18 protein-coding genes are annotated in these 12,974 nt (G+C 72.2%); 10 read left to right on the top strand and 8 right to left on the bottom strand.

The features are described 5' to 3' along the window. The first annotated feature begins 8 nt into the window (after nt 1-8). Together FCN18_RS27855 and FCN18_RS27850 are read left to right on the top strand one after the other, a co-directional pair. The gene (locus tag FCN18_RS27855; RefSeq protein ID WP_137096495.1) at nt 9-1,205 is read left to right on the top strand and encodes an endonuclease/exonuclease/phosphatase family protein; all 1,197 of its coding nucleotides are present in this window, start codon (nt 9-11) and stop codon (nt 1,203-1,205) included. A 10-nt stretch (nt 1,206-1,215) separates the two neighbouring features. Further along, entirely contained in the window at nt 1,216-2,166 is a 951-nt protein-coding gene (locus FCN18_RS27850) for a D-2-hydroxyacid dehydrogenase family protein (RefSeq protein WP_137096494.1), read from the top strand. On the opposite strand, the gene FCN18_RS27845 is transcribed toward FCN18_RS27850, so the two are convergent. The 7 genes from FCN18_RS27845 to FCN18_RS27815 form a co-directional block, all read right to left on the bottom strand. After that, nucleotides 2,150-2,962, bottom strand: coding sequence for a serine hydrolase domain-containing protein (locus tag FCN18_RS27845; protein ID WP_137096493.1), 813 nt, complete (start codon nt 2,960-2,962; stop codon nt 2,150-2,152). The genes FCN18_RS27850 and FCN18_RS27845 overlap by 17 nt on opposite strands. Before the next feature lie 10 nt (nt 2,963-2,972). Continuing rightward, nucleotides 2,973-3,620, bottom strand: a complete 648-nt coding sequence (locus tag FCN18_RS27840) for a dienelactone hydrolase family protein (RefSeq protein ID WP_112274533.1) — start codon at nt 3,618-3,620, stop codon at nt 2,973-2,975. A 3-nt stretch (nt 3,621-3,623) separates the two neighbouring features. Continuing rightward, nucleotides 3,624-4,280, bottom strand: coding sequence for a phosphoribosyltransferase (locus tag FCN18_RS27835; protein WP_113643641.1), 657 nt, complete (start codon nt 4,278-4,280; stop codon nt 3,624-3,626). Between the two features lie 40 nt (nt 4,281-4,320). Next, nucleotides 4,321-4,611, bottom strand: coding sequence for a hypothetical protein (locus tag FCN18_RS27830; RefSeq protein WP_113643640.1), 291 nt, complete (start codon nt 4,609-4,611; stop codon nt 4,321-4,323). An 83-nt stretch (nt 4,612-4,694) separates the two neighbouring features. Beyond that, entirely contained in the window at nt 4,695-4,961 is a 267-nt protein-coding gene (locus tag FCN18_RS27825; RefSeq protein WP_112274527.1) for an HPr family phosphocarrier protein, read from the bottom strand. 14 nt (nt 4,962-4,975) lie between these two features. Then, nucleotides 4,976-6,247, bottom strand: coding sequence for a PTS transporter subunit EIIC (locus FCN18_RS27820; RefSeq protein WP_137096492.1), 1,272 nt, complete (start codon nt 6,245-6,247; stop codon nt 4,976-4,978). Continuing rightward, nucleotides 6,244-7,029, bottom strand: a complete 786-nt coding sequence (locus tag FCN18_RS27815; protein WP_369973616.1) for a GntR family transcriptional regulator — start codon at nt 7,027-7,029, stop codon at nt 6,244-6,246. Before FCN18_RS27815 ends, FCN18_RS27820 begins: the two co-directional genes overlap by 4 nt. Before the next feature lie 152 nt (nt 7,030-7,181). On the opposite strand from FCN18_RS27815, the gene FCN18_RS27810 reads away from it, so the two are divergent. Both FCN18_RS27810 and FCN18_RS27805 read left to right on the top strand, forming a co-directional pair. After that, nucleotides 7,182-7,418, top strand: coding sequence for a glucose PTS transporter subunit EIIB (locus FCN18_RS27810; protein WP_112274523.1), 237 nt, complete (start codon nt 7,182-7,184; stop codon nt 7,416-7,418). Beyond that, entirely contained in the window at nt 7,415-7,870 is a 456-nt protein-coding gene (locus FCN18_RS27805; protein WP_137096491.1) for a PTS sugar transporter subunit IIA, read from the top strand. The genes FCN18_RS27810 and FCN18_RS27805 overlap by 4 nt, the downstream gene beginning before the upstream one ends. Before the next feature lie 63 nt (nt 7,871-7,933). Here the strand turns inward: FCN18_RS27805 and FCN18_RS27800 are convergent, their stop codons facing one another. Beyond that, on the bottom strand, nt 7,934-8,383 hold the full coding sequence (locus FCN18_RS27800; RefSeq protein WP_112274519.1) for a QcrA and Rieske domain-containing protein: 450 nt from the start codon (nt 8,381-8,383) through the stop codon (nt 7,934-7,936). A 128-nt stretch (nt 8,384-8,511) separates the two neighbouring features. On the opposite strand from FCN18_RS27800, the gene FCN18_RS27795 reads away from it, so the two are divergent. From FCN18_RS27795 to FCN18_RS27770, 6 genes are all read left to right on the top strand, one after another. Continuing rightward, nucleotides 8,512-8,901, top strand: a complete 390-nt coding sequence (locus FCN18_RS27795; protein ID WP_112274517.1) for a hypothetical protein — start codon at nt 8,512-8,514, stop codon at nt 8,899-8,901. A 23-nt stretch (nt 8,902-8,924) separates the two neighbouring features. Further along, nucleotides 8,925-9,410: a sigma-70 family RNA polymerase sigma factor gene (locus tag FCN18_RS27790; protein WP_233520303.1), complete on the top strand. Its 486-nt coding sequence runs from the start codon at nt 8,925-8,927 to the stop codon at nt 9,408-9,410. Then, nucleotides 9,407-10,063 (top strand): anti-sigma factor family protein, encoded by a 657-nt coding sequence (locus FCN18_RS27785; RefSeq protein WP_137096490.1) that lies wholly within the window; start codon nt 9,407-9,409, stop codon nt 10,061-10,063. The genes FCN18_RS27790 and FCN18_RS27785 overlap by 4 nt, the downstream gene beginning before the upstream one ends. A gap of 339 nt (nt 10,064-10,402) precedes the next feature. Beyond that, a complete protein-coding gene (locus FCN18_RS27780; protein ID WP_137096489.1) occupies nt 10,403-11,071 on the top strand; it encodes a prepilin peptidase in 669 nt (222 codons plus the stop codon). Nucleotides 11,072-11,105: 34 nt separating this feature from the next. Continuing rightward, on the top strand, nt 11,106-12,299 hold the full coding sequence (aroC, locus tag FCN18_RS27775) for a chorismate synthase (protein WP_113643635.1): 1,194 nt from the start codon (nt 11,106-11,108) through the stop codon (nt 12,297-12,299). A 55-nt stretch (nt 12,300-12,354) separates the two neighbouring features. Next, nucleotides 12,355-12,915: a shikimate kinase gene (locus FCN18_RS27770; protein ID WP_112274877.1), complete on the top strand. Its 561-nt coding sequence runs from the start codon at nt 12,355-12,357 to the stop codon at nt 12,913-12,915. The last annotated feature ends 59 nt before the right edge of the window (nt 12,916-12,974 follow it).

Raw genomic sequence — 12,974 nt, 5'->3', positions numbered from 1 at the left:
AGACACAAGTGCGCACATCTCGCGGGTGGTTGCCCGTTCTCGCCGTCGTGGTGCTGGCCGTTACCGCCGCGCCCGCCTCGGCCACGCCCCGGCCCGGCGCGAGCGCCGAGTTCGCGACGTTCAACGCCTCGCTCAACCGCGGCTCCGAGGGAGCCCTGCTCGCGGATCTGTCCACACCGGACAACGCGCAGGCGCGTGAGGTCGCCGAGGTGATCCAGCGGAGCAGACCGGACGTGTTGCTGGTCAACGAGTTCGACTACGTGCCGGGCAACGCGGCCGCCGACGCGTTCCGCGACAACTACCTGGAGGTCGGGCAGAACGGCGCGCGGCCGATCGACTACCCGTACGCCTACACCGCGCCCGTCAACACCGGGGTGCCCACCGGTTTCGACCTCGACCGCGACGGCACCGTCGGCGGCGGCAACGACGCGCACGGCTTCGGCGTGTTCGAGGGCCAGTACGGGATGCTCGTGCTCTCGAAGTACCCCATCGACACCGCGAAGGTCCGCACGTTCCAGCATTTCCGCTGGCAGGACATGCCCGGCGCCCTGCTGCCCGACGACCCGGCCACGCCGGAGCCCGCCGACTGGTACTCGCCAGAGGCGCTGGACGTGCTGCGCCTGTCGTCGAAGTCGCACTGGGACGTTCCGGTGCGCGTGGGCAAGCGCACCGTGCACTTCCTCGTCGCGCACCCGACGCCGCCCACCTTCGACGGCCCCGAGGACCGCAACGGCACCCGCAACCACGACGAGATCCGCTTCTGGGCCGACTACGTCACCCCCGGCAAGGGCGGGTACATCTACGACGACGCGGGCGGACGCGGTGGGCTGCGCGAGGGCGAGCGGTTCGTGATCGCGGGCGACTACAACGCCGACCCGTTCGACGGCGACAGCGTCGCGAGCGCCGCCCGGCAGCTGCTCGACGCGCCCCGCGTCCAGGACACCAAGCCGGCCAGCCTGGGCGCGGCCGTGGCGGCCGAGCAGCAGGGCGGCGCCAACACCGGACACGAGGGCAGGCCGTGGCTCGACACGGCCGACTTCAACGACGAGGCGCCGGGCAACCTGCGCGTGGACTACGTGCTGCCGTCGCGGGGCCTGCTTCCGTTGAGTGACGGCGTGTTCTGGCCGGTGCCGGGCTCGGAGCTGGCGCGACTGAACGACGCCTCCGACCACCACCTGGTGCACGTCGAGGTGGCTGTGCCCTAGCGTGACGCCCATGAAGATCGCGATCCTCGACGACTACCAGAACGTCGCGCTCGGCCTCGCGGACTGGGCTTCGCTCGATGCCGAGATCGAGGTGTTCACCGAGCACATCCGGGACCGGGACGAGCTCGCGCGCAGGCTCGCGGGGTTCGAGGTGGTGGTCGCCATGCGCGAGCGCACCCCGTTCCCCGCCGAGCTGCTGGAGCGGCTGCCGGACCTGCGCCTGATCGTCAGCGCCGGCGGCCCGCGCAACCCCTCGATCGACATCAAGACGGCGACCGAGCGGGGGATCGTGGTCAGCCACACCGGGTACCTGCCGCACCCGGCCGCGGAGCTGACGTGGGCGCTGATCCTCGCGGCGGTGCGCGGGCTGCCCGTCGAGGAGCGGTCGGTGCGCGAGGGCGGCTGGCAGGTCGGGGTCGGCACGGGGCTGCACGGCCGCACGCTGGGCCTGCTCGGGCTCGGCAGGCTCGGTGCGAAGGTTGCCCGCGTCGGGCAGGCGTTCGGCATGCGCACGATCGCGTGGAGCCAGAACCTCACGCCCGAGAAGGCCGCCGAGCACGACGTGACGGCGGTGTCGAAGGAGGACCTGCTGCGCGAGTCGGACATCGTGACCGTCCACCTCGTGCTGAGCAGCCGCTCGCGGGGTCTCGTCGGCGCCGGCGAGCTTGCCCTGATGAAGCCGGACGCATGGCTCGTGAACACTTCACGCGGGCCGATCGTCGACCAGGACGCGCTGGTGGAGGCACTGCGGGAGCGGCGGATCGGGGGTGCCGCGCTCGACGTGTTCGACCAGGAGCCGTTGCCTGCCGACCACCCGCTGCGGTCGCTGCCCAACACCGTCCTCACGCCGCACATCGGGTACGTGACACGTGAGGTGTACGAGGTGTTCTACCGCGACGCCGTGGAGGACATCGCCGCCTATCAGGCGGGCGAGCCCATCCGCGTCATGCCAGTTCCCTGAGCACGGCGTCGGTGTAGGCGGGCCAGGCCTCGGCGGCCCACGGCCCGAAGTCGCGGTCGGTCAGCGCCACGCATGCCACGCCGGCGTCCGGGTCGACCCACAGGAACGTTCCGGACTGTCCGAAGTGGCCGAACGTGCGCGGGGAGCTGAGGCTGCCCGTCCAGTGTGGGCTCTTGTGGTCGCGGATCTCGAAGCCGAGGCCCCAGTCGTTGGGCTTCTGGTGGCCGAACCCGGGCAGCACGCCGGTGAGCCCGGGAAAGGCCACCTCGGTCGCCCGCGCGAGCGTGGTGGGCGCCAGCAGCTTCGGCTGCTGTAGCTCGGCGGCGAACAGCACGAGGTCATCCACAGTGGACTCCGCGTCGGCTCCCGGCGAGCCGTTCAACTTCGTGCTGTTCATCCGCAGCGGCTGGAACAGCGCCTCGTCCTGGTAGGCCGCGAACGGGATGCCCGAGTGCTCGGTGAGCGCGTCGGCGAGCTGCTCGAAGCCCGCACTGGAGTACATCCTGCGCTGCCCGGGAGGCGCGTAGACCTTGTGCTCGTTGAAGCCGAGGCCGGCCGTGTGCGCGAGCAGGTGCCTGACCGTGGCGCCCTCGGGACCCGCGGGCGTGTCCAGCTCGACCACGCCCTCCTCGATCGCGATCAGCGTCGTGTAGGCGGTGAACAGCTTGGTGACCGACGCGAGCGGGAAGACCCGCCCGGTGTCGCCGTGGCTGCCCAGCACGCTGCCGTCGGCGCGCACTACCGCCGTCGCCACGTTGTCCACCGGCCATCGCTCGATCAACCGCACACTGTCCATGGCCCCCAGCCTACGAACGTGCGAGGTGCCTCCCGAACCAGGCCCCGGCCTGCTCGGCCACGTGCTCCAGCGCGCCGGACTCCTCGAACAGGTGGGTCGCGCCCGGCACGATCTCGATCTCGTATGGCGCCCGCAGGTTCCGTGCGGCCTGCTCGTTGAGCCTGCGTACCTGCTCGTCCCGCTCGCCGATCACGAGCAGCACGGGGCAGTCGACCTCGCCGAGCGCGTCGCCCGCCAGGTCGGGCCTGCCACCTCTCGACACCACCGCGCGCACGTGCTCCCGCCGCCTCGCCGCCGCGACCAGCGCGGCCGCGGCGCCGGTGCTCGCGCCGAAGAGGCCGATCGGCAGTCCGTGCGTGCGGTCGTCCTCTGTCAGCCGGTCGACGGCGTCTACCAGGCGTCCGGCGAGCAGCTCGACGTCGAAGCGCAACTCGGCCGTGGCGGCGTCGGCGCGTTCCTCGTCGGGGCTGAGCAGGTCGAACAGCAGTGTGCCGAGCCGCTGGTCCTGCAGCGTCCTGGCCACGGCCACGTTGCGCGGGCTGTGCCGGGAGCTGCCCGAGCCGTGCGCGAACGCGACCACCCCGATCGCGTCGGCGGGCATCGTGAGATCGCCGGGCAGAGCCGCGTCCTCGGTCTCGACGGCGAAGGGCACGGTCATCGCTCACGCCCCCTTCGCCAGCAGGTCGAGGACCTCGTCGTCGGTGGTCTGGCCGAAGTCGTCGTACCACTGGCCCACCGCGCGGAAACCCTCCGGCCGCAGCGCGCACACCACCTCGTCGGCCTCCGCGCGCAGCCCCTCGGCCGCCTCCGCCGCGCACACGGGCGTGGCCAGTATCAGCCTGCGCGGACCGTCGGCCCGCAACGCCCGCAGCGCCGCCGTCGCGGTGACGCCCGTGGCCAGGCCGTCGTCGATCAGCAGGACGTCGCGGCCCTCGGCCCGCTCGGGTTCCCGGCCCTGCAGGTAGAGGTCGACCCTGCGCTGTGCCTCGGCCCGCTCGCGCTCGCAGGCCTCCTCGAGGTCGCCGGGGCCGAGCCCGAGCGCCCGCACACTGCGGTCGTCGAAGGTCGCGGGCCCGTGTGCCGTGACGGCACCGATGCCGAACTCGGGATGTTCCGGAGCGCCGATCTTCCTGGCGACGGCGACGCCGAGGGGTGCGTCCAGCTCGGCGGCGACCTCCGCCGCGACGGGCACGCCGCCCCTGGCGAGGCCGAGCACGACGGGCTCCACCCAGTCGCGCTCGCTCAGCAGCCCGGCCAGCCTGCGGCCCGCGTCCCGGCGGTCGGTGTACGTCTGGCTCGTGGTGGCTGGTTGTCGCATCAGCTCGTCCGGCCCTCCTCGATGTGCTGACCCGCCTGGTTCAGCCGGGTTCCCCGCGTCGCTTGCGGTGGATCACCCAGCCGAGGTCGACGGCCATGCCCACGGCGAGCACGCACAACAGCACGGTGGCCCACACGATCCCGTTGACCGCGAAGAGCACCGCCGCGCCCGCGCACAGCACCACCGTGACCGCGGCGAGGACGATCCGCAGGGTCAACGCGCTGTAGGCGGGTGCCGCACCGCCGAAGCCACCGGTCGGGTCGTGGTAGTCGGGCAGGCCCCGCGCGTACTCCTCGCGGGTGCGAGGCCGCTGCCTTTCCCGTCGTTCCATGTGTCCCGGGTACCCGGCGTGGCGGTGTCCCATGCGTGCGGCGGGCCCCCTCGGCGACCGGAGGGGGCCCGCTCAGGAGTGGTTCAGGCGTCGAGGTCGGTCGCCACCAGCTCGGCGATCGCGGTGACGGCCTCCTCGGCACCGGTGCCGTCGGCGGCGATCACCACCTCGTCCCCGAACGCCGCGCCGAGCGTCATCAGGTTCAGCACGCTGCCCGCGGGCACCGGCTCCCCACCGTCCTTGGCGATCGTCACCGTGACCGGCTGCGCGGCGGCGGCCTTCGCGACGAGGGCCGCGGGCCTCGCGTGCAGGCCCACCTTGCTCGCCACCGTGACCCGTTGTTGCGGCATGTTTCGCGCTCCCGTCAGGACCGGGCCGACTTGTCGGCGGGTTCGGACTTCTCGGTGGCTTCGGGCGCGCCCTCGGATGCCGCCGCGCTCTCCTCGTCCTCCTCGCGGCCCGGCGTGCGCAGGTTCCACTTCGTGATGACCCACCTGAAGAGCAGGTAGTAGATCACCGCGTACACCAGGCCGATCGGGATCAGCCACAGCGCACCGCTCGCGGCGGGCGCCCCCGCGTTGAGCAGGAAGTCGATGCCACCGGCGGAGAACGAGAAGCCGAGGTGGATGTCCAGCGCGTTGACCAGCGCCAGCGACAGGCCCGTGAGCACCGCGTGGATCAGGTACAGCGGCCAGGCCACGAACATGAACGCGAACTCGATGGGCTCGGTGACACCGGTGAGGAACGACGTGAGCGCGGCGGAGAGCATGATCCCGCCGACGATCTTCTTCTGGCTCGGGCGGGCGGTCTGCCAGATGGCCAGCGCCGCGGCGGGCAGGGCGAACATGAAGATCGGGAAGAAGCCGGTCATGAACGCGCCCGCGTTGGGGTCGCCCGCGAAGAAGTTGTTGATGTCGCCGCCGTCGAAGATCAGCCAGACGGGCACGTTGATCAGCTGGTGCAGGCCGACCGGGATGAGCAACCGGTTCAGGAACCCGTAGATGCCGCCGCCGATCACGGCGTCACCGGTCACGGCCTCGCCGAGGTTCTGCATGCCGGCGTCGATGGCGGGGAAGATCAGCCCGAAGACCACGCCGAGCACGAGCAGCACGAAAGAGTTGATGATCGGCACGAATCGCCTGCCGCCGAAGAAGGCCAGGTATGGCGGGAGCTTGATGCGGTAGAACCGCTGCCACAGCACGGCGGTCACGAGACCGACGATCACGCCGGAGAGCACGCTGTACGGCCAGCGGATGGGCTGCAGGTACCAGCCCTCCGAGAACCCTTCGAGCTCGTTGATCGGCGCGAACACCTGCACGACCTTGCTGAAGACGACGAAGCCGACGACCGCGGCCACACCCGTCGAACCGTCCCCCTTGCGCGCGAAGCCAACGGCGATGCCCACCGCGAACAGCAGCGGCAGCCAGTCGAACAGCCCACCGCCCGCCGCGGCGAGCACCTTCGCGATGTCCTCGGTGGCCGACCATCTGCCGAGCATGTCGTCCTGGCCCAGCCGCGACAGCAGGCCTGCCGCGGGAAGGGTGGCAATGGGCAGCATGAGGCTGCGCCCGAAGCGTTGCAGTCCCGCCAGCCGCCTGCCCTTGCCCTTCGTCTCCGCAGAGGGGGTGGCGCTCATGAGCGTCCTCCATGTTCCGGAAGGGGGCCGGAATCCGGGGAGTTCCGGTCCAGTTTCATGGTCACCTGGTACTGATCTCCCCGGTACCAGGACGTCATGTCCTCCACCGGCTTCCCGCGCATGCTCGAGATCCGGCGGAAGACCAGTAGCGGGCCCGCCGTGCGGATGCCGAGCAGCCGCGCGGTCTCCCGGTCCGCCGACTCCGCCCAGACGGTCTGCCAGGCATGGTCGAAGCGGATGTCGTAGTGCTCGGCGAGCTGCGCGTACAGCGAACCGGTGAGGTCGAGGCCGAGCAGCCCCGGCACGGCACGTGGGTGGTACCAGCCGCGCTCGACGGCCAGCGGCACCCCGTCGGCCAGCCGCAGCCGCCGGATCCCCAGCGCCTCCTCGTTCCCGGCGAGGCCGAGTGCGGCGGCCGTCGACGGGGGCGGGATCTCACTGGCGGCGCCGAGGCTCCTGGTCGTCGGGACCAGGCCGCGGCGCCGCATGTCCGCCGTGAACGACATCAGGTAGAGCTGCAGCTCCATACGCCCGGCCGCGGTGAACGTGCCCTTGCCCCGCACCCGGGACAGCAGGCCCTCGTCCACGAGCTTGCCGATCGCCGTGCGCACGGTCAGCCGGGACACGTCGTAGCGTTCCGCGAGCTCGCGCTCCGACGGGATGGCTGAGCCGGGTGGCAGCTCGCGTTCCACCATCCGGCGCAGTATTTCGCGCAGCTGCGTGTGTTTGGGGGTCGGGCCGTCGACGACGCGGTCGGGCGAGGCGCCGGTCATCGAGTCCATCGGCACCTCCGGTGCTCGCGTCGACGGGCGAAGATTGGTACGTTCCGGTCTAGACCATTTGTTGATGGGGCAGAATGCTCCGTTACCCGACCGGGTGTCAACCACCGTTACGGGTTCGTGCTCCGTAACCGAACAGATCCAGGGAGACCGCCATGGCGGACGACAGGCCGGCGAAGATCCTCGCGGCGCTCGGCGGCGCGGACAACATCATCGAGATCGAAGGATGCATCACGCGGCTGCGCTGCGAGCTGGAAGACGGCTCGCTCGTCGACGAGCCCGCGCTGAAGCAGGCGGGCGCGCACGGCGTGGTGAAGGTCGGCGACGTCGTGCAGGTGATCGTCGGCCCCGAGGCCGACACCATCGCCAGCGACATCGAGGACCTGATGTGAGCCTGGCCGTGCAGAGCCCGGTCGCGGGCACGACCGTGGCGCTGACCGAGGTGCCGGACCCGGTGTTCGCGCAGGCCATGGTGGGTCCCGGCCTCGCGGTGCGGCCGGAGGGAGGGCGGGCCGACGCGGTGGCCCCCCTCGACGGCACGGTGGTGACACTGCATCCGCACGCGTTCGTCGTCGCGGGCGAGGACGGCCGGGCCGTGCTCGTGCACCTCGGCATCGACACGGTCAAGCAGAAGGGCGAGGGGTTCACCCTGCACGTCGTGAAGGGCGAGCAGGTGCGCGCGGGACAGCCAGTGGTGGGCTGGGACCCCGACGCCGTGGCGGCGGCGGGCTACTCGCCGATCGTGCCCGTCATCGCGCTCGACGCTCAGGAGAGCGCGCTCGCCGGGCTGCGGCTCGGCTCGGCGGTGGCCGCGGGCGACGCGATTTTCACCTGGGCGGGCTGAGGCGCCGACGGGAGACGGGGATGCCCCACCCCCTCAGGCATCCCCGCCACTGGGCGACCGCGCTCACGCGGTCACGATCTGGTCCCGCTCGATGGCGACCTTGACGGCGGGCAGCGGTTCGCTCGCCGGTCCGTTCTTGACCTCGCCCGTGAACGCGTCGAACCGCGAACCGTGGCACGGGCACACCAGCTCGGCGCCCTCCGGCGCGACCGCGCAGCCCTGGTGGGTGCACACGGCGCTGAAACCGGCGACCTCGTTCTGGCTGCGTCGCGAGATGATCGCGTCCTGACCGTCAGGCGTCTTCACGGTGGTGGCGCCGCCGACGGGCACGTCGTTGAGGGCGGCGACCCGCTGGCCCGCGGGGGCCGCGCTCGACGGCTGTCCTCCTTCGGTGGGCGGGCTTTCGGTTTCTCCGTCACCACACGCGGCGAGCACGACGGTTCCGGCGGCTGCTCCGGCTACGGCGGCACCGGTGGTCAGAACGGTGCGGCGGGTGTGAGATTGGGCAGTCATGCTTCTGGACACGAGGCCGCCGCCGGTTCGGTTCAATCCAGCGCGACGTCGAACCGGAACGGGCGCTGCCCCGTGTCACTGACAGAGAGGTCGTCACTGATCGGCGGAGCGGGCTTGGGAGTGGAGCGATGGTCGGCTGGATTCTGCGGGTGCTGGTGGCGCTCGGTTTGCTCGGTTCGGCATGGGTGCACTGGGTCGTCTGGCTCGACTGGGCCCGCAACACGGACGTCGTCGGCCCGCTCTTCCTGGTCAACGTCATCGCCGGGGTCGTGATCGCGATCGCCGTGCTGCTGTGGCGGCATTGGCTGCCCGCGCTGGCGGCGGTCGGTTTCGGGCTCGCGACGCTCGGGGCCTACGTGCTGTCGCTGACGGTCGGCTTCTTCGGGGTGCAGGAGCAGTTCGCCACCCAGGAGGAGCTGTGGGGCGTCGTCACCGAGGTCGCGTGCGTGGTGTTCGGCCTCGCGCTGCTGGTGCCCCGGAGGACCACGGCGACCGCGAGGGAGAGCGGGCGGGTGTGAGCGATGAGGCCGAGCCCCAGTTGATGCGGGCGTTGCACGACGAGCACGCGGCCGCACTGTGGTCGTACGCCCTGCGCCTGACGAGCGGGGACCGTGGCCGTGCCGAGGACGTCGTGCAGGAGACCCTGCTGCGGGCGTGGCGCCATCCCACGGTGCTGGACCAGTCTCAGCGCTCGGCGAGGGCCTGGCTGTTCACGGTGGCCAGGCGGATCGCGATCGACGACTGGCGCTCGGCCACGAGCCGTTCCGAGGTCGCGACGGACCCGGTGCCTGAGTTCCCGGTGCCGGACGACACCGAGCGCGCGGTGCAGGGCTGGCTCGTGGCCGACGCGCTCGGCGAGCTGTCTCCTCGGCATCGTGAGGTGCTCCTGCTGTGCTTCTTCCAGGGGATGTCCGTCGCCGATGCGGCGGCTCAGCTGGGAATCGCGGAGGGAACGGTCAAGTCGCGGACGCACTACGCCCTGCGCGCGCTCCGGCTGGTGCTCGAGGAGAAGGGGGTGACCCGGTGAACGACGCGTTCGGCACGCGAGCCGATGCGTTCGCGGCGTTCGATGCCGCGTACGTGCTCGGGGCGCTCGCGCCCGAGGACCGTGCCGCGTTCGAGCAGCACCTCCCGCACTGCGACTCGTGCGCGCGTTCGGTGCGGGAGCTGGCCGGGCTGCCCGGCCTGCTCGCCCAGGCCGACGTGGTGGCCCACCTGAACCCGGAACCGCCACCGCCCGATCTCCTGCCTGCCCTGCTGGTGACGGTGCGGCGGCAGCGGCGGCGCCGGGTGCTGACGACGCTCGCGGCCGTGGGCGCGGCGGTGGCGGCGTGCGCGGCGCTGGTGCTCGCGCTCGTGCTGCCCGGCGGGCAGCCGCCCCGGGAGGAGATGACCGTGCTCGGCGCCTACCCCGTGCAGGCGAGCGTCAACCTGACCGAGGCGGACTGGGGCACGCGAGTGGACATGTCGTGCAGCTACCGCGGTGGCAGGGGAGGTGACTACATCCTGGTCGCCGTGCGGGCCGACGGCACCGTGCGCCAGCTGGCGAGCTGGTACGCGGTGCCCGAGGACACCGCCGAGCTGTCGATCGGTACCCCGCTCCGGCGTGCCGACATCGACGCACTGGAGATCCGTCTCCCGGACGGCCCTGCCCTCCTCCGCCTCCCGGTCTCCGGCTGACGCTGCGCGAGTCCCCCGCTCCAGCCCGCGAGTCCCCCGCTCAGGACCGCGAGTTGCCCGCTCCAGCGCGCGAGTTGCCCGCTCAGGACCGCGAGTTGCCCGCTCCAGCCCGCGAGTTGCCCGCTCCAGTCCGCGAGTTGCCCGCTCGGCAGCGAGTTGCCCGCTCGGGACCGCGAGTTGTGCGCCCGGGACCGCGCGGCATGCCCGGGGAGGGCCCCCGTGGGACGCCCCCGTGTGGTTACGGCGAACGGGTGAGATCGGCCGCACCCGCGCGCGAGCGGAGTACTCACTCCGGTTACTCCTTGCCTTCCGGTGTCCCCGGCCACGACTCTGGAAGGCGTGTACTGGGGACTGATCTTCGCCGTCGCCGGCCTCGTCATCGGCTGGGCCGCGAGCAGGGTGCTGGGCCGAACGCGGCGCCCTGCCGCCGTGCCGATCTGGTGGTGCGCGGGCGGCACGGCGTCGCTGTGGGCCGTGGTGGCCTGGCGGTGGTCGGCGGACGGCATGCCCGGTTGGTGGCTGCCCGTGCCGCTCGTCGTCACCGCGCTGGCCGTCCCGCTCGCGCTCACCGATCTCCGTCACCGGCGCCTTCCCGACGCACTCACGGTGCCCGCGTATCCCTTGGTGGGCGCCGCGGTCTGCGTCGCGGCGGCGGCGGGACCCGAAGGCGCGCTCGCGGTCAGGGCGGCATCGGCCGCCGTGCTGTTCGCGGGAGTCCACGCCCTGGTACACGCCGTCGCGCCGGCCGCGCTCGGAGCGGGCGACGTGAAGTTGTCGGGCAGCCTCGGTGGCGCGCTCGGCGCGACGGGCTGGCCGGCACTCGTGGTCGCCGCCTGCACGGCGGCGGTGGCCACGCTGGTGCTGGCCGGAGCGGCGGCTCTGCTCCGCGTGCGCCGGTGGCGCGGAGGAGTCCCGCACGGTCCCGGCCTGCTGGCCGTCACGTGCCTGATCACGCTGTTCCCGGGCGCCGGGCTGGAGGCGGGAGCGGAGGTGACTGTGGGCAGCTGAAGCAAGATCGGCGCCTCGTGACAGGATTCGGTACGTGTTGCGCTGGATAACCGCAGGTGAGTCACATGGGCCCGCTCTGGCCGCCATCCTCGAGGGCATGGTCGCCGGAGTCGAGGTCACGACCGCCGACCTGAGCGAGCAGCTCGCCCGTCGGCGACTCGGCTTCGGCCGGAGCCCCCGCATGGGCTTCGAGACCGACCGGATCGAGTTCGTCGGAGGCGTCAGGCACGGTCGTACCCAGGGCGGCCCGATCGCGGTCCAGATCGAGAACGCCGAGTGGCCGAAGTGGGAGAAGGTCATGGCGGCCGATCCCGTCGACCCCGCCGAGCTGGAGGGCCTGGCGCGCAACGAGCCGCTGACGCGGCCCCGGCCCGGTCACGCTGACCTGCCCGGGATGCAGAAGTACGGCTTCGACGAGGCACGTCCGGTGCTCGAGCGGGCCAGCGCGCGGGAGACCGCGTCGCGCACCGCGCTGGGCACGGTGGCGCGGCTGTTCCTGCGGCAGCTGCTGGATGTCGAGATCGTCAGCCACGTCGTGTCCATCGGTGCCGCCGAGGCTCCCGAGGGGCCGCTGCCGGAGCCGGGTGACCTCGCCGCGATCGACGAGAGCCCCGTCCGAGCCTTCGGCGATGAGGCCACGCAGGCGATGGTCGCCGAGGTGGACGCCGTCCGGCAGGCCGGTGACACGGTCGGTGGTGTGATCGAGGTGATCGCGTACGGACTGCCGCCGGGCCTGGGCTCCCACGTCCACTGGGACCGGAGGCTGGACGCCCGGCTGGCCGGCGCGCTGATGGGCGTGCAGGCGATGAAGGGCGTAGAGGTCGGCGACGGGTTCACGACGGCGCGGCGCTGGGGCAGCAGGGCCCACGACGAGATCGACAGGGGCAAGGGGCCGAAGGGCGTCACGCGGCGCTCGAACCGTGCCGGCGGCCTGGAGGGCGGTATCACCAACGGCGAGCCGCTGCGGGTCCGGATCGCGATGAAGCCGATCTCGACCGTGCCGCGCGCGCTCTCCACCGTCGACGTGGAGACCGGCGAGCCGGCCGTGGCGATCCACCAGCGCTCCGACGTGTGCGCGGTGCCGAGGGCGGGTGTGGTCCTGGAGTCGGTCGTGGCGCTGATCCTGGCCGACGCGGCGCTGGAGAAGTTCGGCGGCGACTCGCTGGCCGAGTCCAAGCGCAACGTCGAGAGCTACCTGGCCGGGCTCGAGGCGTGGTGGGACCGGTAACGCGACGGCGGAGGCCGAGGGCGGGCGTCCGAGCGCGGAGGCTACCGTGACCAGCATGACCACACGCGGCCCTGTTGTTCTCGTCGGCCCGCCCGGCTCGGGCAAGAGTACGGTGGGGCCGCTGCTCGCCGGGCTGCTCGGTGTGGCCTACGCCGACGCGGACGCCGACCTCGAGGCCGAGACGGGCCGCCGCATCGCCGAGATCTTCGCCAACGACGGTGAGCCCGCGTTCAGGGCCATCGAGGAGGAGATCGTCGCGGCCGGCCTGGGCCGGCACTCGGGTGTCTACGCGCTCGGCGGAGGGGCGCCGCTGTCGGAGATCACGCGGAAGCGGCTGAGTGAGCACACCGTGGTGTTCCTGTACGTCGGCATGGCCGAGGGCGTGCAGCGCACCGGCCTGTCGACCGCGCGCCCGCTGCTGGCCGGGGTGAACCCGCGCGCGACGTACAAGGAGCTGCTCGACAAGCGGCTGCCGATCTACCGTTCGGTCGCGACGATCGAGGTCGACACGACCGGTCGCGCACCCCGCGACGTCGCGGCCGTGATCGCCGAGCGGCTGGCCGGCCTGGCGGAGGAGTCCGGGCGCGACGGCGCCGAGGAGTCGTTCGCGGAGTGACAATGCGTACCCGCGTCCGGCAGGCCGGGGTCACCGCGCCGCCGACCGGATCCCGATGA

Source organism: Prauserella endophytica (assembly GCF_005146945.1).
In the GTDB taxonomy this organism is placed as follows: Bacteria; Actinomycetota; Actinomycetes; order Mycobacteriales; family Pseudonocardiaceae; genus Prauserella_A; species Prauserella_A endophytica.
The sequence above is the reverse complement of the archived record's forward strand: the minus strand, read 5'-3'. Positions and strand labels throughout refer to the sequence as shown.